Source organism: Ruegeria profundi, assembly GCF_049800715.1.
In the GTDB taxonomy this organism is placed as follows: Bacteria; Pseudomonadota; Alphaproteobacteria; order Rhodobacterales; family Rhodobacteraceae; genus Ruegeria; species Ruegeria profundi_A.
This window is the reverse complement of sequence record NZ_JBNAFO010000001.1, coordinates 392627-409866: the sequence shown is the minus strand read 5'-3', so window position 1 is coordinate 409866 and position 17240 is coordinate 392627. Positions and strand designations below refer to the sequence as shown.

The following is a 17240-nucleotide window of genomic DNA, read 5'->3' as shown; positions in this document are numbered from 1 at the left end:
CGTGCAACGGAATGCAGCCACAGGGACCGCCCTCATGAGTACCATCATCGACATTCACGCACGCGAAATCCTGGACAGCCGGGGCAACCCGACGGTCGAGGTCGACGTGATTCTGGAAGACGGCACAATGGGCCGCGCGGCTGTGCCATCGGGTGCCTCCACCGGCGCCTATGAGGCGGTTGAAAAGCGCGACGGCGACAAGGCGCGTTACATGGGCAAGGGCGTGCTTGAGGCCGTTGCCGCCGTCAACGGCGAGATTGCCGAGGAATTGGTAGGCTTTGACGCGACTGAACAGGTCGCCATCGACCAGGCGATGATCGAGCTGGACGGGACCGAGAACAAGGGTCGTCTGGGCGCAAACGCTATTTTGGGTGTTTCGCTGGCAACAGCTAAAGCGGCGGCGGATTTCACCACGCAACCCTTGTATCGCTATGTCGGCGGGACCGCGGCCCGCGTCCTGCCGGTTCCGATGATGAACATCATCAACGGGGGCGAGCACGCTGACAACCCGATCGACATTCAGGAATTCATGATCATGCCGACCTCGGCCGCGAATATTCGCGAGGCGGTGCGCATGGGCTCCGAGGTGTTCCACACCCTCAAGCGCGAACTGTCGGCTGCCGGTCTGGCCACTGGTGTTGGCGACGAAGGTGGCTTTGCTCCCAACATCGCATCGACCCGAGAGGCATTGGATTTCATCCTGCAGGCGGTCGAAAAAGCAGGCTATAAACCGGGTGAGGAAATTCACCTCGCGCTGGATTGCGCCGCGACCGAATACTTCAAGGACGGCAAATATGTGCTGGCTGGTGAGAATATCTCGCTGACTTCAGAGGAAAACGCCGAGTATCTGGCGACCTTGGTCAAAGACTATCCGATCATCTCGATCGAAGACGGCATGTCCGAAGACGACTGGGATGGCTGGAAAGCGCTGACTGATGCCATCGGTGACAAGGTGCAACTGGTGGGTGACGACCTGTTCGTGACCAACCCGGAACGTCTGGCCGAAGGGATTGAACGTGGCTGCGCCAACTCGATGCTAGTCAAGGTGAACCAGATCGGCTCGCTGACCGAGACCCTGCGCGCCGTCGATATGGCCCACCGCGCGCGTTATACCAACGTGATGTCGCACCGCTCGGGCGAGACCGAGGACTCCACCATTGCCGACCTGGCCGTGGCGACCAATTGCGGCCAGATCAAGACCGGCTCGCTGGCGCGCTCAGACCGCTTGGCCAAGTATAACCAGCTGATCCGTATTGAAGAATCGCTGGGTGAAGTTGCGGAATATGCCGGAGCATCGATTCTGAAACGGTGATCCGAAACTCGATTCTAAACACATCCAAAGGCTCTCTTTCCCCGGAAAGAGGGCCTTTTTTGATAGCAAAAAGACTGTTGCGACCGTCAATTCCTCTGGCTAGGAGAATTCGCCTTATTTGCAGGTATTTAGCGGTTTAACGGATGTTATGTGTGAACTTAATCACACAGCGCTCTCGGTTTCGTGTTCTATACTGAAGTCATTACAGAAAGGAGCACACCATGACTGGTTCGAAATTCCTTCTCGTAGCGACAGTTTTCAGCACTGTTTTTTTGGCAGCCTGTGCAGGACCGGGGACCTACCCGATCACGGGGCAAGAGGTCTCATCCAATGACCCGGTGCAGGAGATGTATTATGACAAAGGCTTAGTTTTCCAGGGCGAGTCGCGCTAGAGCGCTTTGCTCATCAGCATGTAGCGCTCGCGTGGTTTGAAGCCGGTGCGCAGATATAGTTTCTGCGTCGCCTCATGCGTGCGGTCAACTTCTAGGTGCAGGGCCGTCAGCCCGGCCTCGGCCAAGGCTTTAGGCAATTCAAGTAGGACCTCGGTTGCGATACCTCGGCCACGAACGGCGGGGCGGATGTAGATTTCGTCCACGAACCCATCCATGCCTCCGAATTCAACCGACCAGCCGAAGGTCAGGATGATATAGCCCAAAGGCGCGCGGCCTGGGCCGATCAGGTAGATGCAGCCATGGGGAATCCCCTCAAGCAAAGGCATCAGTGCCTCGCGCCGTTGGTCGGCGTCCTGTGCGATCCCTTGTTCGGCATGGAACGCAGAGACCAGCCCCATCAGGCGGTCCAGATCTTCAGGGCGAGCCAGTCTTAAAGCGGCGGTCATAGGCGGGCCAGCCTTTCCGTGAGGAGGGTGAAGAATCCTTGGGCGTCTACGTCGCCCATGAACATAGCATTCGGTTTTCGGTCTGTTACACGCCACCAGTCAGCGACTGTCATACCCAGCGTCAATTCTGACCTGGTTTCGATCTCAACATTTATGTGACGACCCGAGAACAGTTCTGGTCGAATCAAATAGGCGGTAACGCAGGGATCGTGCAAAGGTGCGCCCTCTGAGCCGTACTTTTCCTTGTCAAAGCGCTCGAAGAAATCGGTCATTTCGGCAACTGCATGACCGACCTTACTATCCAGCGATCTGAATGCGTCATTGCGATGCGGTGTAACCAAAGCGTCATGGGTCACATCAAGAGGCATTACGACAATATGAGTGCCAGATTTAAACACAATATCAGCAGCTTCCGGGTCGACATAGATATTGAACTCTGCGGCTGGTGTGATGTTCCCGACCTCGAAATAGGCACCGCCCATCAGCACGATTTCCTGCACCCGGCCGACGATATCGGGGGCCTTCTGGAAGGCGGTCGCGATGTTTGTCAGTGGCCCTAGCGGGCAGAGCGTGACTGTCCCAGGCTCATGCGCACGCAGGGTGTCGATGATGAAATCAACCGCGTGGCCCTCGGCCAAAGGCATTTCGGGATCGGGAAGCACAGGCCCGTCGAGCCCAGTTTTACCGTGCACATGTTCAGCGGTGACCAAAGGCCGGTTCAAGGGGCGATCGCATCCGGCGTAGACGGGGATATCAGTGTGATCTGCCAATTCGCACACAATCCGCGCGTTCTTGGCGGTCAGTTCAAGCGGCACATTTCCGGCGACGGCAGTGATACCCAGAACCTCGATCTCTTCGGGGCTGGCGAGCGCCAGAAGAATGGCGACGGCGTCGTCCTGACCGGGGTCGGTGTCGATGATGATCTTGCGGGGCATTGGAGTCTCCGGGGGGCGTGAAGGTCGGACAGTCGCAAGTGTCACGCGACTTGTCCACCTGTTTCAGGCCCCAACTGGCGGGAGTTTGCCATTGGCGCGATGTTCCTCGGTCTTCACCTCATCCCAGAGCGCGTCCATCTCGGCCAGATCGCTTTGTGCAGGGGTTTTGCCGCGCGCGGCCAGACGAGCTTCGACCTGTTCAAAGCGGCGGGTGAACTTGGCGTTGGTGCGGCGCAGGGCGGCCTCGGGTTCGATCCCCAGATGCCGCCCGAGATTGACCATCACGAACAGCAGATCGCCGAATTCATCCTCCAGCGCGTCGGCATCCTTGGCGTTGCGCGCTTCTTCCAACTCGGCGGCTTCTTCGGTGATCTTGGCGAGGACATGGCTGGCATCAGGCCAGTCGAATCCCACCCGCGCGGCCCGTTTCTGCAGCTTGTGCGCGCGCAGCAGGGCGGGCAGGTTGGCTGCTACGCCATCCAGCGCGCCTTTCTGCTCCTTGCCCGCGCGTTCGGCAGCCTTGATGGCTTCCCAATCCTTGGTTTGCTGGTCGGCGGATTTGTCTCGGGATTCGTCACCGAACACATGCGGGTGCCGGCTAACCATCTTGTCAGACATGGTGCGGACCACGTCCTGAAAGGTGAAATGCCCCGCTTCCTCAGCCATTTGTGCGTGAAAGACAGATTGGAAGAGAAGGTCGCCCAGCTCTCCCTTCAACTCATCATAGGCCTGCCGTTCGATGGCGTCGGCGACCTCATAGGCTTCCTCGATCGTGTAGGGGGAAATGGTGGCGAAATCCTGTTCGATGTCCCATGGACAACCGCTTTGTGGGTCGCGCAGGCGGCGCATGATTTCCAGCAGGCGCTCGATACCCGCATCGCTGTCATGGATCAGAGGATTTTCAGCCATTGCGAACCCTTTCGTTCCGGTGTCAGATGCATCCATTCCGCAGTCCCGATCAGGAGTCCACCCCAGATGCCCGTCGTCAACCGAATTGCCGATTTTGCCGCCGATATGGCCAAGTGGCGCCAGCACTTGCACACGATCCCTGAACTGGAGTTCGAATGCTACGAGACAGCCGCTTTCGTGGCTGAGCGTCTTCGGGAGTTCGGCGTGGATGAGTTGCACGAAGGCATTGCCAAGACCGGGATGGTGGCGATCATCAACGGACAGGGCGACGGCCCGACCATCGGTTTGCGGGCCGATATGGACGCGCTGCCGATCCCCGAAGCGACGGGCGTTGAATATGCCTCGAAGAACCCCGGCAAGATGCATGCCTGCGGGCATGACGGGCACACGACGATGCTGTTGGGGGCTGCGCGCTATCTGGCCGAGACGCGGAATTTCGCGGGCCGCGTGGCGCTGATCTTTCAACCGGCCGAAGAAGAAGGCGGCGGCGCGGATGTGATGGTGCAGGAAGGCATCATGGACCGGTTCGAAATCTCTCAGGTCTATGGCATTCACAATGATCCGGGAAACCCCGAGGGGGCTTTCTACACGACCGCGGGGCCTCTGATGGCAGCCGTGGACACGTTCGAGATTCACGTGCAGGGGCAGGGCGGGCACGGAGCACTGCCGCACCAGACGAAGGACCCGGTGATGGCGGCCTGCGGGATTGCGCAGGCGATGCAAACGATTGTCAGCCGGAACCACTATGCGGTGCAGGATCTGGTGATTTCCGTCACGCAGATTCACGCCGGAACGGTGAACAATGTGATTCCGGACACGGCTTACCTGAACGGCACCGTGCGCACGTTTGACCCAACTGTTCAGAAGATGGTGATGGAGCGGATGGAGCAGATCGTGGCAGGGCAGGCGGCCTCATACGGGGTTGAGGCGACGTTGGACTATCAGATCGGCTATCCGGCGACGATCAATGACGCCGAGAAAACAGCCTTTGCCGCGGATGTGGCGCGCGAGGTCTCAGGCGAGGACCGCGTTGTCGACAATATGGGCCGCGATATGGGGGCCGAGGATTTCTCATACATGCTGCAGGCGCGTCCGGGGGCTTACCTGTTTCTGGGTCAGGGTGAGGGTGCCGGGCTGCACCACCCGAAATACAACTTCAACGATGATATCGCACCGGTCGGGGCCTCGTTCTTTGCCCGGATCGTGGAAAAGGCGCAGCCGCTGGGCTGAGGGGACAAGACATGGCACTGGAAGACGCAAAGCATCAGGTCGATGAGGCCTTTACCAACCCCGACCTCAAGGGCCTATCCTATGAGAACACCTTCGGCGGCGCGACCTCGTTCCTACGGCGGCTTTACACCAAGGACCTGAAGGGCGTTGATATCGCTGTCACCGGAGTGCCCTTCGATCAGGCGGTGACCAACCGCCCCGGCACAAGGCTAGGCCCCCGCGCGATACGCGAGGCGAGTGCGCTGCAATCCCCCGACGCCCCCTATGGCTGGCCCTTTGACGCGCTGAGCGAGCTAGCCATCGTCGACTATGGCGATATGGCCTATGACTACGCCAATATCCCGGCCTTTCCGGACACGCTGACCGATCACATCCGCACGATTCTGGCCACCGACGTGGCCTCGGTCACCTTGGGCGGCGATCACTACATCAGCTTTCCGATCCTGAAAGCCTATGCCGAGAAATACGGGCCCATGTCCTTGCTGCAGTTCGATGCGCATACGGATACCTGGGCAGACGACGATATGTCGCGCGTCGATCACGGCACCATGTTCTACAAAGCCGTGAAATCGGGGATCGTGGACCCGAAACGCTCGGTTCAGGTTGGTATCCGTACCAGCAACGAGGACACGCTGGGCGTCAACATTATCGACGCGCGCGAGGTCTACGAATCCGGCCCCGCTGCCGTGGCGCAGAAGATCAAATCTATTCTCGGCGACCGTCCTGTCTATCTGAGCTTCGATATCGACGGTCTGGACCCGGCCTTTGCGCCGGGGACTGGGACGCCGGTTTGGGGCGGTTTGTCCTCGATTCAGGCGCAGATCATTCTGCGTGATATCGCCGGGATCAACATCAAGGGCGGAGATGTGGTCGAGGTCTCTCCGCCCTATGACACCTCAGGGGCGACGGCGATTGCGGGCGCGCATGTGGCCACGCAGATCATTTGTCTGCTTGGGTGGAACCGGCTGATGGCCGAGAAAAAGTAAACGGGGATTGATGCGTGTTAACCAATGGTTAGCCTAGTTTCCGGTATGTGCTGAGAAACGTGATCTGATGGGATGGGAACCAACTGCACATGACTGAATTTAATCAACCGATCAGCGGCAATGATTTGGCGCGGTTCTCCGGGCCGAACACGTTCATGCGGCTGCCGCAGGCGGCCTCGCTGGCGGGGCTGGATGTGGCGCTGTTGGGGATACCGATGGATATCGGCACCTCGTGGCGGTCGGGCACGCGGTTCGGACCCAAGCAAATCCGCAGCGAAAGCGCGATGATTCGGCCTTACAATATGGCCACATCCGCCGCCCCGTTCGATACGTTGCAGATTGCCGATATCGGCGATCTGGCGATCAATACGTTTTCGCTGTCGGAAAGCCTCAAGATCATCAAGGACAGCTATGACGGTATCCTTGCGCAGAACGTGATCCCGGTGGCGATGGGCGGAGATCACTCCATCACCCTGCCGATCCTGCGCGCGATTGCCACCAAACACGGGCCGGTCGCCCTTGTGCATGTGGATGCCCATGCGGACGTAAACGACGAGATGTTCGGCGAGCGTGAGACCCACGGCACCGTCTTCCGCCGCGCCTATGAGGAAAAGCTGATTGTCCCCGACAAGACCTTTCAAATCGGCATTCGCGGCTCGGGCTATGCCTCAACCGATTTCACCGAGGCGCAAGGCTGGGGCTTCCAGCAATTCCCCGCGTGGGAGTTGTGGCAGCAGAACCTCACGCAGATCGGTTCGCAAATCCGCAAGACGGTCGGCGATCACCCGGTCTATATCACCTATGACATCGATAGTCTGGACCCGGCCTACGCCCCCGGCACCGGTACGCCCGAGATCGGAGGACTGACAACCCCGCAAGCCCTGCAGCTGATCCATGCGCTGCAAGGGGTGAACGTGGTGGGCTGCGATCTGGTCGAGGTCTCACCGCCCTACGACCCGTCGGGGAATACGGCGCTGACGGCGGCCAATCTTCTGTTCGAGCTTCTGTGCATTCTGCCCGGTGTGACGTCACGGTAGCTGGCCGGGTTTGCCTTGAAACGGCATCTATTCCGCATAGGGTTCAGCAAAAGGACAGGGACGGAATGAAACGCATGCTGATTTTGGGTGTTGTTGGCCTGGTGATCGCATTGGGGGCCTATATCCGGCTTGCGCCCTCCGATCCGGCGGACTGGCACATTGCCCCTCAGGCCGAGACCAACCAGGATCTGCAGGGCGCTGTACTGCGCGTGTTCGGAACCGGGCCAGAGGGGTTGGCGAGGCTGGATGCCATTGCCCGCAACGCGCCCCGCACAACCGTTCTGGCCGGGTCGGTGGGTGAGGGGCGGATAACCTATATCACCCGCACCAGGATCATCGGCTTCCCCGATTACACCACAGTCCAGCAGGACGGAGACGTGCTGCGCATCCATGGCCGCTTGCGCTTTGGTCGCAAGGATTTCGGGGTGAACAAGGCCCGCGTTGATGGGTGGCTGGCGCAGATGTAGGCAGCGTTTAGGACGGGGATGTCTTGAGGGTCTGATCCAGATCGGGCCAGTCCAAATCCGAGGACAGGCATCCTTCCTGCACCTCGCGCCACATCGGCACATTTAATGACATCTGGCATTGCGCGGTGAAAATCCGGCCATCAACCTGCAGGCAGATCATTTGCCCCAACTCGATCCGCGAGCCTGACTTGTCGGTGCAGTAGCAATCGCGAACTTTGCCATCCGGCCCGACATAATCGGCCATGGCGGGTAGTGCGAACAGCGATAAAATGAAAACCAACCCCTTCATAGGGGTGACCTTAGCACAAGGCTGGCCCTTGACCAAAGCCCCAGATTAAGAGACACCCGCCGGATGATCCCCGAAGAACGCCTTGAGCAGATAACCCAGCGATTCCAATACCTCGAAGCCGCCATGGCCGACGGCGCCTCGGGCGGGGATATCGCGACTTTGGCCAAAGAGTATTCCGACCTCAAACCGGTGGTCGATCAAATCCTGTCCTGGCGTCAGCTGGTCTCGGATTTGGCTGAGGCCGAAGCGATGCTGGCCGACCCGGATATGAAGGAACTGGCCGAGGAGGAAATCCCCCAGCTTCAGTCCCGTATTCCCGAGGCCGAACATGCGTTACAACTGGCGCTGCTGCCCAAGGACGCTGCGGATGCGCGCCCGGCGATGCTGGAAATCCGTCCCGGCACCGGCGGGGATGAGGCGGCGTTGTTCGCCGGGGACCTGCTGCGCATGTACCAACGCTATGCCGAGGCGCGGGGATGGCGCTTTGAGATCATCGAAGAACAGGCCTCGGATCTTGGCGGCATCAAAGAGGTCGTTGCCCATATCAAGGGCGACAACGTGTTTGCGCGGATGAAATACGAATCCGGCGTGCATCGGGTGCAACGCGTGCCCGAAACCGAAAGCGGCGGACGGATTCATACTTCGGCTGCGACGGTCGCGGTTCTGCCCGAGGCTGAGGATGTCGACATCCAGATCGACGCGAATGACATCCGCATTGATACGATGCGGTCGTCCGGCGCCGGGGGGCAGCACGTGAACACCACAGACTCGGCGGTGCGGATTACCCACTTGCCGACGGGTCTTGTGGTGACCAGCTCTGAGAAATCGCAACACCGAAACCGCGAGATCGCGATGCAGGTGCTGAAAACACGTCTCTATGATCTGGAACGGCAGCGGATCGACAGCGAACGCTCGGCGGATCGGGCCAGTCAGGTCGGCTCGGGTGATCGGTCCGAGCGGATCCGGACCTATAACTTCCCGCAAGGTCGCATGACGGATCATCGCATCAACCTGACGCTCTACAAACTGGATCAGGTTATGCAGGGCGATCTGGACGAGGTGATCGATGCCTTGACTGCGGATGATCAGGCCCGGTTACTGGCCGAGATGGCGCAATGATAGCGGCCCTGACCGCCGCCAAGGCGATGGCTGCCGCAACAGCCCGCCTGCGTGCTGCTGGTGTCGATGACCCGGCCCGCGACGCGCGGGTCCTGTTGGCGCATGCGGCCCGAATTGAGGCCAGCCGCGTCACTCTGATCGCGCCCGAGGAATTGTCGCCTGACATCGCCGAACGCTATGAGCAACTGGTATCGCTGCGCGCGATCCGGGTGCCTGTGTCGCATCTGCTGGGAGAACGGGAGTTCTACGGTCGCAATTTCCGCGTCAGCCGCGATGTGCTGGACCCGCGCCCGGAAACCGAAACGCTGATCGAAGCCGCGCTGAGCGAACCGTTTGACCATGTTCTGGACCTTGGGGTTGGCTCGGGCTGCATCCTGGTGACGCTGCTGGCCGAACGCGCCAGTGCTACGGGCCTGGGTGCAGATCTGAGCGAAGCGGCCTGTTTACAGGCCAGCGCCAACGCGGTTCAGCATAACGTACAGGACCGGGCCGAGATTTTGCGCTCGGATTGGTTCGAGCGGATTGAAGGGCAGTTTGATCTCATCGTCTCGAACCCGCCCTATATCGCGCTGTCAGAAATGCAGGACCTGTCGCCCGAAGTGCGCGAGCATGAACCTCGCATGGCTTTGACCGATGAAGGGGACGGGCTGGACGCCTATCGCCGGATCGCGGCGGGTGCACCTGATTTCTTGATGGCGGGCGGGCGCTTGCTGGTAGAAATCGGACCGACACAGGCCAAGGACGTGTCGGCTTTGTTCGATGCCGCTGGCTTGTCGGATATCCGCGTCATCCCCGATCTGGACGGGCGAGACCGTGTTGTTTTGGGCAGAATCCCGGGTTGAACGCAGCGTTAGAGGCCGAAAAGCGCCGGTCTTTGTAAAAAAGCTGCGAAATATCCCAGAAACCTCTTGTCTGAGGCGGCAGGACATGTTTACTCAGGAATGGTCGGAGAGGTTGACGCTGCTTCAGCGCGCCCCTGACGCCAAGCCCAAAAAAGCCGATGACACGTTACGGGACAGGCCTCTGAGCAGCGTAAGGTACGGGTTGATCGGCAGCGAATTGATAAGGCTGACGTAAAGTAAGATGAGATCTTCCAAATCCCGCTCGCGGGCCAAAAATAACCGCAATCGTCCTTCTGGCGGCAACGTCGTCAACCGTGTGTTCGACAGCTCGGGCCCCGAGGGTAAGGTGCGTGGCACACCGCAGCAGATCATTGACAAATACAACCAGCTTGCGCGCGACGCACAGCTGTCCAATGACCGTGTCGCGGCTGAGAACTTTCAGCAGCATGCCGAACACTATCTGCGGATGCTGAGCGAGGCGCAGCGCGAGATTGAAGCGCGCCGCGAAGAGCAGGAGCGCCAGAACCGCGAACGTCAAGCCGAGCGCGACCGTGAACGCGCCGAACGTCAGGAGCGTGAAGCCGCCCGTCAGGCCGACCCGGCCGAGGCGCCCCAGCCTGATGTAATGGATTTCAGCGCGCCCGAGCCTGCGCCGGAAAGCGGGTTGGTTGAGACCCCTGAGAGCAAAGACAAAGGTGCTCAGGCCCCTGAGAAGAAGGAAAAGCCTCCGCGTAAACCGCGCGCGCCTCGCAAGCCCAAAGCTGCACCTGCGGCTGAGGAAGCGCCAAAAACCGACGGGGACGCGCCCGAAGCGGCTGAGTAAGCCCTGCACGGATACGAAGTAAGCCCCGGTTTGATCCGGGGCTTTTTTGTTGCGCTTAGGTTTTTTTGATTTCGCGCGCGAGGGCGCAAAAGGCCTCAAGCGGGACCTGTTCTGCCCGCTCGGTGGGCTTTATGCCCGCTGCGTTCAGGCGGTCCTCGATATCTGGTGCCACGCCTTTCAAGGAAGCTCGCAGCATTTTGCGGCGTTGATTGAAGGCGGCCGCAACGACGCGCGACAGGGTGCTGGCATCGGCGGGATAGCGCGGCTCGGGCAGGGCGGTCAGGTGAACCACCGCGCTGGAGACTTTGGGCGGCGGGGTGAACGCACCGGGGGGCAGAGACATGGCGATACGCGCCTCGGCCCGCCATTGAGCCAGAATGGCAAGGCGACCATAGGCTTTGCTTCCGGGTTGGGCGACGATGCGTTCGGCCACTTCGCGCTGGAACATGAGCGTCAGGCTTTGCCAGAAGGGCGGCCATACCGGCGGGGTCAGCCAGCGCACCAGCAACTCGGTGCCGACGTTATAGGGCAGGTTGGCCGCGACTCGGATGGGCGGGGTCAGGTGTTCCAGCGGATTGATTTCCAGCGCGTCGCCGTTGATCACCTCCAACTGGCCGGGATAGGCGGCGGCGATGTCGTTCAGAGCGGCGATGCAGCGGGTGTCTTTTTCCACCGCCACGACCTTGCGCGCGCCCTCAGAGAGCAGCCCACGGGTCAGCCCTCCGGGGCCGGGGCCGATTTCCAGAACGTCACAGGTGCTGAGGTCTCCGGCCTGGCGCGCGATCTTGGCGGTCAGGTTCAGGTCCAGCAGAAAGTTCTGGCCCAGCGATTTGCGGGCGGACAGCTGGTGGGTCGCGATGACCTCACGCAGGGGGGGGAGGGTGTCGATAGCGCTCATGATCCGGTTACCGTGACGCGTTTGGGGTGGTCAGCGCCAGTGATTTTTTGCCTCCGGCGGGGATATTTCCAGCCGGGTGAAGGATCAAGCGCTTTGTGCCATCTTCTGCGCGAGTTTCAGCGCTTCGATCAGGCTGGTTGGGTTGGCGATGCCTTGCCCTGCGATGTCCAGCGCGGTGCCGTGATCGGGCGAGGTGCGGATGAAGGGCAGGCCCAGGGTGACATTCACGCCCCGGTCGAAATCCAGCGTTTTGATCGGGATCAGGGCTTGATCGTGATACATCGCGACGGCCGCGTCATAGCGGCTGCGCGCGGCGGCGTGGAACATCGTGTCGGCGGGGTGTGGGCCTGTCACGCTGTAGCCCTCGGGTTGCAGGTTCGCCAGCATCGGGGCGATCCAGTCGAGCTCCTCGGTTCCCATTTTGCCGCCTTCGCCCGCATGGGGGTTCAGACCGGCCACGGCGATGCGCGGGGCCTCAATACCGAACTGGGTGCGCAGGCCGGTGGCGGTGATCTCGATCGAGTCGTGCAGCAGGGCCGGGGTCAGCTCTTGCGGGACACGGGAGAGGGGGATGTGAATGGTCGCGGGCACGACGCGCAGTTGATCGCTGGCCAGCATCATCACCACCCGTTCACGGCCCGCTAGCGCTGCCAGAAATTCGGTATGGCCGGGGTAAGAAAAACCTGCTCCGTCGATGAGCGCCTTTTTGTGGATCGGGGCCGTACACAGGGCCGACGCCGCGCCGGATTGCACAAGGGAAACGCCCTGTTCGATGGCATCAATGACCGATGGCGCATTGGCCGGGTCGGGTTGGCCGGGCGTGTTGGGGGCTGGGAAGTTCAGCTGCAAAACCGGTAGGGCGGTTTGGGAAACCGAGATGGCCTCGACCGGGTCGCTGATCAGCTGGGCCTGTGTGTCTGATGGCAGGTGCGCGACGTCGCCGATGTAGAAAAAGGGACAGGCGTTGCGCAATTCCACCCATGCTTTGGCGGCGATCTCGGGGCCTATGCCCGCCGGATCGCCGCAGCTGAGCGCGATGGGTGCGCTCATTGCTCGATGATGCTGGCGTCGGCGCGCAATTGTTCCAGCAGGCTGTCCGCAAGGGCCTGCAAACGCTGTTGTGTCAGCGCGTTGGCCACATCGGCGCGCGAGGTGTTCTCACCCAGATCACGGGTGCGGTTGCACAGCATCATGAACATCAGCGTTTGGCCATTGTTGCTTGTCAGCGCGGTCGAGACTTCGTTCGGATCCAGTTTGGCCAGTTCGATCGCTATGTCGCGTGGAATCTCGGAGGGGGCGGCGACGACACGGTTGAGTACTTCGCCAGGTTGTTCCTTTGCGATGCCATATAGGTCATCGCATGTGTCGATCTCTTCGCGCAGTTTTGCTGCAGCGGCCAGGGTCTCAGCACTGCGGCCACCGGCCATGTAATAGATAGCGTAGTCAATCTCGGAATATGACGGTGTGCCCGCTGCAACTTCACGCAAACCGCGCATCTGGAAAAGAGCTATGGCGTTTGGGAGGCCGATAGGTCTAGTGATCTCGCCATCCTTCAAGCCCAGAACCACGGGTTGCAGCGCCGGGGGCAAACCAGATAGGTTCAACCAGTCAAGGCGACCTCCATTATTGCGGGTTTCCGCGGCCGAGTATTGGGCTGCCGCTGCAGAAAATGCCTCAAACCCTTCGAGATTGGCGATTTCTTCGGCCAAAAGCTCAGTCTGGGCGAGGGTTTGTTGGTTCACTGGAATGATGATCTCCGACAGTAGCACCTGAAGTCCACCGCCGCCGCCTTGACCGAGCGCTCGGTTGATTTCTTCCTCGGAGGGGGTGGCCTGAGATAGAAAACGGGCGCTGACATAGTTGCGCCATGTCAGCTGGTCAGCGACGAAATCGCGAACGGTTTCCGGGTCCACGCCTTCGTTGGCCAGCAGTTGCAGGAACTGTTCCGTACTGAGGCGCCCACGGGCTGCGAATTCGTCGACCCCTGCCTGAATCGCCTCGGGCGGGACCTCGATCCCGGCTTCTCGCATAGCTTGTTTGCGCAGGCGCTCGTCGATCAGAGCCTGTCGAACTTCGGCCTCGGACCCGCCAGCGATGCCAAGCGCGTTCACGAATTGCTGCCGTTGCTCCAGTTCGTACCAAGTGACCACGTCCTGATTGACCCGGATCGCTGGCGAAAACAGGCTTTGCGCAAACGTATGTGGCGCGGTGAAGGTAAGAGTCGTAACGGCCAGGGCCGGAAGCACCAGCCGGATCGAAGCGGAACGAAGAAACCGTGAGAAAGTTGATATCAACTGCATGTTCTCTTGTAAGTGTTACCAGCGCCTTCGAGGGCGTATCCTGTCAACGATACGGTAAAGCCGAATTCTGTCGAAGGCTCAATAGTTGATGTTGAAGTAAAGCGCCGCCTTACGGACATGTTAACCCGAACGCATTCGTTCTGGTAGGTCACGCCGAGGCCTAGGCGGATGGGTTCGGATTCGTTCAGGTCATAGCGGGCCTCGGCCCGGGTCAGCCAGTTCTGGTCGACCTGATAGCGCCCGCGCAGCCAGACCTCGGAGACCGCCTCTTCGATGTTTTCAGCCGGGTCGGGTTCCAGCCAGATATAGCTGCCGGTGAAGGCTGAACCTTCTTTCGCCCACTCTCCACGCAGCTCGGCCTTGGCAAAGCTAAGGTCACCGTTGAGAATTCCGCGCCCGGCCAAAGACCAGCCATTAGCGGTTTTGAGCTGACCGGCCAGCAGGATATCGGACGATGTGCCCTGTAGTCCCGAAGTCAGAGTGAAATCCGGATCGGCATCCGCACGAAAGACTTGGCCCACCGAGGCAAGTGCCTGCCAGCCTCCGCGACCATAGCGCGCCCAGTTGACGCCGACAGCGGCGGTTGCGCCGTCCTCGCGGCGATCCTCAGCCGGAAAGCGCGACAGAGACAGCAGGTTGCCCTCGTCGAATTCCTGAAACGTGCTTTCGTCGATAGGCACGTCATTGTCAGAGACATCCGTCCAGCCGAACTGAACGATGGGTTCCAGAAATTGCGTCGCGCCGGATTTTTCGCGGCGTGTCATCGGATAGCGCAAGGTCAGGGCGGCCCGAGGGGTCGTCCGAGTTTCTTGTGTGGGGAAATTGCTGTCGTGGCGGATGTTGAACGCGTCAATGGAGGCACCGAACAACGCATCTGCCCGCAATCCGGTGGCAAAGGTCCAGCTGCGCAGCCATTCGGCGTCAAAGGTTGTGCGCGCCACGTCGCGTCCGACCACGTCCTCATCGCTGGTGCGTTCATGCGCGTGGGCGATGACGTTTACCCGAACCTCTCCGCCGACGGAGGTTGGGAAATAGCGCTTTTGGAAGTTTAGATCGAAAATGCGCGAGGGGATTTCATCCTGATCTTCGCTGTCACGCAGCGTCTTGTAGTGGATGAAGCTGGTCCGGAACGCCGTGTCGCGCTTGATCCGTTCCAGCGCAACTTCGCTGCGGAGGCGGTCCAAATCGGGCAGACCGTAATCGGCCAGATAGGAATCATCCGAGGTCGTCTGCAGATCGAAGGTAAAGCGATAGTCATTTTTAAAGTCGAACCAGCCTTCGGCGAACAGATAACCGCGATCCTGATCCGGTTGTATGTCGTCCCGGGTCTGCGCGCCGTTGATCTCGATCCGACCATTCACGAAAGCCTGTCGATAGCGATAGCCAAGCGTCGTGGTTTTGGACGAGAGATAGGGCGTCAGGGTGAGGTCCTTGTGGTCACCAATTTTGAAGAAATACGGCACCTGCACCCCGGTTCCAAGCTGAGAGGTGGTGCGAATGGACGGCACCAGGAAACCGGTCGCACGCTCCAGCGTCGGGTCGGGCAGGCGCAGATAGGGGAAGTAGAAAACGGGAACGTCCAGCACCCGCAGCTGCGCTCCTTCAAAGTAAAGCTGCCGCTCTAACGAGTCATGCGTGACCTTACGCGCCCGGATCTGCCACAGAGGCGGACGGCCATCGGTGCAGACATGGCACGAGGTTGCGGCGATCTTGCTGAATTGCGTGTAGCGCCCTCCGGCGCGGCGGGCCTGAACGGATGCAATTTGTACCTGCTGCTCGAACACCATCCGCGCGCCAACCAGCAGGCCATTCTGAAGCCCGTTGTCCAGCTGCGCCGACTCCGCCAGTACGGTCGTTTGCCCACCCTGATCAATGCGGACGGGGCCATCCAGCGTTAGCTCTCCGCTTTCGCGGTCATAGACGATGCGATTGGCACTGAGTTTGACGTTACCCTGAAACGCCTCGACATTGCCTTCAGCCACCAACTTGCGCTCAGGCGTGATAAAGATCTTGTCGGCCACAAGCAGCGCCGGTTCTTCCTCTTGGGCCGGGCTTTGAGTGACGGTCGGATCGGACAGATTCTGCGCGGCCAGGCCAAGGGGCAGGGTCATGGCCAGCAGGCTGGTCGCTGCAAACGGCAGAAAACGTTGCATCAGCCGTCCTCCGCGTGCAGCAACAGGCCAAGCGCGAGTAGAATCGCCGCAAAGGGCGGCGCCCAGGCAGCGACATAGATCGGAAGCTGGCCGTTTTCGCCAAGAATCTGCGCGAAGTTGCGCACGAAATAGATCGCAAAGCCCAACAGTACAGCCGTTAGCACCGCCACACCGGTTCCACCAAAGCGCACATGGCGCATGGTGAAGGCCGCTCCGATCAGGACCATGGCAACCAGAAACAGGGGCCGGGCAAGTTGGACATGCAGCCAGACCTCATATTGCTTGGTCGAAAACCCGGCCTCACCCAAATCTTGGATCAGCTTGGGCAGATCGTAGACCGAGACCGAGTCCTGCTTGCCCAGCGTATCCAAAATGCGTTCCCGCGTCAGTGTGGTCGGCAGCTCAAGACGTTCATGCGAAACAGCGTTTGTTTCAGGGTTGAGGTCGTCTCGCAGCGGCCAGAGTTTGGCGTCGGTCAAAACCCAAGTTCCGTTGGTTAGTTCCGCGCGTTCGGCCACGATCTGCTGGTTTGGCTTGCCGCCGCCCGAGAAGGTAATGATAGTCACATCGTCAAGACCCAGAGTGTCCCCGTTCGATGTACCCCTGGCATGGATCACGGATTGGCCATTGTCCGAGCTTTGACGCAACCACAGCCCCTCGCGGCTGATCGATAGGGCTGAGCTGCCATCGTCACGGTAGGCGTCCGATAAGCGCTCGAACTCTTCCGAGGTCGCAGCGGCGATCGGGTTCAGCAAAGCAACGGCCAGAATGCCAATCATCAGGGCCAGGGTGACGGGGGCTACCAGCGCCCGCAGGCCCGAGCGACCGGTGGCGCGGGTCACCACCAGTTCTGAGGTGCGCGCCAGCCCAACGAACAGCGCGATGGTGGACAGGATAATCAGCAGGGGCAGCATCTCGCTGATCGCGGCAGGGGTGTTCAGCAGTGTCAAACCCAGCAGTTGGCCGACGGACAGGTCATAGTCGTCAAAGCGGCGCAGCTGTTCGATCAGGTCGATCAGAATCATCAGGGTCAGAAAGATGCCGCCGATGACCACAAAGCTTTGAAGAAAGCGGCGCGCGAAATAGCGGTCGAGGATCACGA

At 60.2% G+C, this 17240-nt stretch carries 17 protein-coding genes; 8 read left to right on the top strand and 9 right to left on the bottom strand.

Going from position 1 to position 17240, the window contains the following annotated elements; genetic code table 11:
• Window positions 1–34: 34 nt before the first annotated feature.
• Window positions 35–1312, top strand: coding sequence for a phosphopyruvate hydratase (eno, locus tag ACP15L_RS02035; RefSeq protein ID WP_425082935.1), 1278 nt, complete (start codon window positions 35–37; stop codon window positions 1310–1312).
• A 388-nt stretch (window positions 1313–1700) separates the two neighbouring features.
• Here eno and ACP15L_RS02030 read toward each other — a convergent pair whose 3' ends face one another.
• The 3 genes from ACP15L_RS02030 to mazG all read right to left on the bottom strand — a co-directional run bounded on the left by ACP15L_RS02030 (window position 1701) and on the right by mazG (window position 3994).
• Window positions 1701–2150 (bottom strand): GNAT family N-acetyltransferase, encoded by a 450-nt coding sequence (locus ACP15L_RS02030; protein ID WP_170659736.1) that lies wholly within the window; start codon window positions 2148–2150, stop codon window positions 1701–1703.
• Entirely contained in the window at window positions 2147–3085 is a 939-nt protein-coding gene (locus ACP15L_RS02025) for a nucleoside hydrolase (protein WP_425082934.1), read from the bottom strand. Before ACP15L_RS02025 ends, ACP15L_RS02030 begins: the two co-directional genes overlap by 4 nt.
• Before the next feature lie 63 nt (window positions 3086–3148).
• Entirely contained in the window at window positions 3149–3994 is an 846-nt protein-coding gene (gene mazG / locus ACP15L_RS02020; RefSeq protein WP_425083203.1) for a nucleoside triphosphate pyrophosphohydrolase, read from the bottom strand.
• Between the two features lie 66 nt (window positions 3995–4060).
• On the opposite strand from mazG, the gene ACP15L_RS02015 reads away from it, so the two are divergent.
• The 4 genes from ACP15L_RS02015 to ACP15L_RS02000 all read left to right on the top strand — a co-directional run bounded on the left by ACP15L_RS02015 (window position 4061) and on the right by ACP15L_RS02000 (window position 7714).
• On the top strand, window positions 4061–5224 hold the full coding sequence (locus tag ACP15L_RS02015; RefSeq protein WP_425082933.1) for a M20 aminoacylase family protein: 1164 nt from the start codon (window positions 4061–4063) through the stop codon (window positions 5222–5224).
• Between the two features lie 11 nt (window positions 5225–5235).
• Window positions 5236–6210 carry an agmatinase gene (gene speB, locus ACP15L_RS02010; protein ID WP_425082932.1) on the top strand — a complete coding sequence of 325 codons (975 nt, stop codon included), beginning with the start codon at window positions 5236–5238 and terminating at the stop codon, window positions 6208–6210.
• A gap of 89 nt (window positions 6211–6299) precedes the next feature.
• The gene (speB, locus tag ACP15L_RS02005; protein ID WP_425082931.1) at window positions 6300–7247 is read left to right on the top strand and encodes an agmatinase; all 948 of its coding nucleotides are present in this window, start codon (window positions 6300–6302) and stop codon (window positions 7245–7247) included.
• A gap of 65 nt (window positions 7248–7312) precedes the next feature.
• The gene (locus tag ACP15L_RS02000) at window positions 7313–7714 is read left to right on the top strand and encodes a DUF1499 domain-containing protein (RefSeq protein WP_425082930.1); all 402 of its coding nucleotides are present in this window, start codon (window positions 7313–7315) and stop codon (window positions 7712–7714) included.
• Window positions 7715–7721: 7 nt separating this feature from the next.
• Here ACP15L_RS02000 and ACP15L_RS01995 read toward each other — a convergent pair whose 3' ends face one another.
• A complete protein-coding gene (locus ACP15L_RS01995; RefSeq protein WP_425082929.1) occupies window positions 7722–8003 on the bottom strand; it encodes a hypothetical protein in 282 nt (93 codons plus the stop codon).
• Between the two features lie 63 nt (window positions 8004–8066).
• Here ACP15L_RS01995 and prfA point away from each other — a divergent pair, with 63 nt between their 5' ends.
• The 3 genes from prfA (at window position 8067) to ACP15L_RS01980 (ending at window position 10787) form a co-directional block, all read left to right on the top strand.
• A complete protein-coding gene (prfA, locus tag ACP15L_RS01990; protein WP_170373916.1) occupies window positions 8067–9122 on the top strand; it encodes a peptide chain release factor 1 in 1056 nt (351 codons plus the stop codon).
• Window positions 9119–9964 carry a peptide chain release factor N(5)-glutamine methyltransferase gene (gene prmC / locus ACP15L_RS01985; protein ID WP_170638534.1) on the top strand — a complete coding sequence of 282 codons (846 nt, stop codon included), beginning with the start codon at window positions 9119–9121 and terminating at the stop codon, window positions 9962–9964. The genes prfA and prmC overlap by 4 nt, the downstream gene beginning before the upstream one ends.
• Before the next feature lie 241 nt (window positions 9965–10205).
• On the top strand, window positions 10206–10787 hold the full coding sequence (locus tag ACP15L_RS01980) for a DUF4167 domain-containing protein (protein WP_170466528.1): 582 nt from the start codon (window positions 10206–10208) through the stop codon (window positions 10785–10787).
• A 55-nt stretch (window positions 10788–10842) separates the two neighbouring features.
• Here ACP15L_RS01980 and rsmA read toward each other — a convergent pair whose 3' ends face one another.
• From rsmA to lptG, 5 genes are all read right to left on the bottom strand, one after another.
• Entirely contained in the window at window positions 10843–11685 is an 843-nt protein-coding gene (gene rsmA / locus ACP15L_RS01975) for a 16S rRNA (adenine(1518)-N(6)/adenine(1519)-N(6))-dimethyltransferase RsmA (RefSeq protein WP_425082928.1), read from the bottom strand.
• Between the two features lie 84 nt (window positions 11686–11769).
• Window positions 11770–12735, bottom strand: a complete 966-nt coding sequence (pdxA, locus tag ACP15L_RS01970; RefSeq protein ID WP_425082927.1) for a 4-hydroxythreonine-4-phosphate dehydrogenase PdxA — start codon at window positions 12733–12735, stop codon at window positions 11770–11772.
• Window positions 12732–13985, bottom strand: coding sequence for a peptidylprolyl isomerase (locus ACP15L_RS01965; RefSeq protein WP_425082926.1), 1254 nt, complete (start codon window positions 13983–13985; stop codon window positions 12732–12734). Before ACP15L_RS01965 ends, pdxA begins: the two co-directional genes overlap by 4 nt.
• Window positions 13976–16138 (bottom strand): LPS-assembly protein LptD, encoded by a 2163-nt coding sequence (locus ACP15L_RS01960; RefSeq protein WP_425082925.1) that lies wholly within the window; start codon window positions 16136–16138, stop codon window positions 13976–13978. Before ACP15L_RS01960 ends, ACP15L_RS01965 begins: the two co-directional genes overlap by 10 nt.
• Window positions 16138–17238: an LPS export ABC transporter permease LptG gene (gene lptG / locus ACP15L_RS01955; RefSeq protein ID WP_425082924.1), complete on the bottom strand. Its 1101-nt coding sequence runs from the start codon at window positions 17236–17238 to the stop codon at window positions 16138–16140. Before lptG ends, ACP15L_RS01960 begins: the two co-directional genes overlap by 1 nt.
• Window positions 17239–17240: the final 2 nt, after the last annotated feature.

Coding starts and splice junctions, on each gene's coding strand:
- eno (WP_425082935.1), top strand. CDS start 35: ATGAGTACCATCATCGACATTCACGCACGCGAAATCCTGGACAGCCGG.
- ACP15L_RS02030 (WP_170659736.1), bottom strand. CDS start 2,150: ATGACCGCCGCTTTAAGACTGGCTCGCCCTGAAGATCTGGACCGCCTG.
- ACP15L_RS02025 (WP_425082934.1), bottom strand. CDS start 3,085: ATGCCCCGCAAGATCATCATCGACACCGACCCCGGTCAGGACGACGCC.
- mazG (WP_425083203.1), bottom strand. CDS start 3,994: ATGGCTGAAAATCCTCTGATCCATGACAGCGATGCGGGTATCGAGCGC.
- ACP15L_RS02015 (WP_425082933.1), top strand. CDS start 4,061: ATGCCCGTCGTCAACCGAATTGCCGATTTTGCCGCCGATATGGCCAAG.
- speB (WP_425082932.1), top strand. CDS start 5,236: ATGGCACTGGAAGACGCAAAGCATCAGGTCGATGAGGCCTTTACCAAC.
- speB (WP_425082931.1), top strand. CDS start 6,300: ATGACTGAATTTAATCAACCGATCAGCGGCAATGATTTGGCGCGGTTC.
- ACP15L_RS02000 (WP_425082930.1), top strand. CDS start 7,313: ATGAAACGCATGCTGATTTTGGGTGTTGTTGGCCTGGTGATCGCATTG.
- ACP15L_RS01995 (WP_425082929.1), bottom strand. CDS start 8,003: ATGAAGGGGTTGGTTTTCATTTTATCGCTGTTCGCACTACCCGCCATG.
- prfA (WP_170373916.1), top strand. CDS start 8,067: ATGATCCCCGAAGAACGCCTTGAGCAGATAACCCAGCGATTCCAATAC.
- prmC (WP_170638534.1), top strand. CDS start 9,119: ATGATAGCGGCCCTGACCGCCGCCAAGGCGATGGCTGCCGCAACAGCC.
- ACP15L_RS01980 (WP_170466528.1), top strand. CDS start 10,206: ATGAGATCTTCCAAATCCCGCTCGCGGGCCAAAAATAACCGCAATCGT.
- rsmA (WP_425082928.1), bottom strand. CDS start 11,685: ATGAGCGCTATCGACACCCTCCCCCCCCTGCGTGAGGTCATCGCGACC.
- pdxA (WP_425082927.1), bottom strand. CDS start 12,735: ATGAGCGCACCCATCGCGCTCAGCTGCGGCGATCCGGCGGGCATAGGC.
- ACP15L_RS01965 (WP_425082926.1), bottom strand. CDS start 13,985: ATGCAGTTGATATCAACTTTCTCACGGTTTCTTCGTTCCGCTTCGATC.
- ACP15L_RS01960 (WP_425082925.1), bottom strand. CDS start 16,138: ATGCAACGTTTTCTGCCGTTTGCAGCGACCAGCCTGCTGGCCATGACC.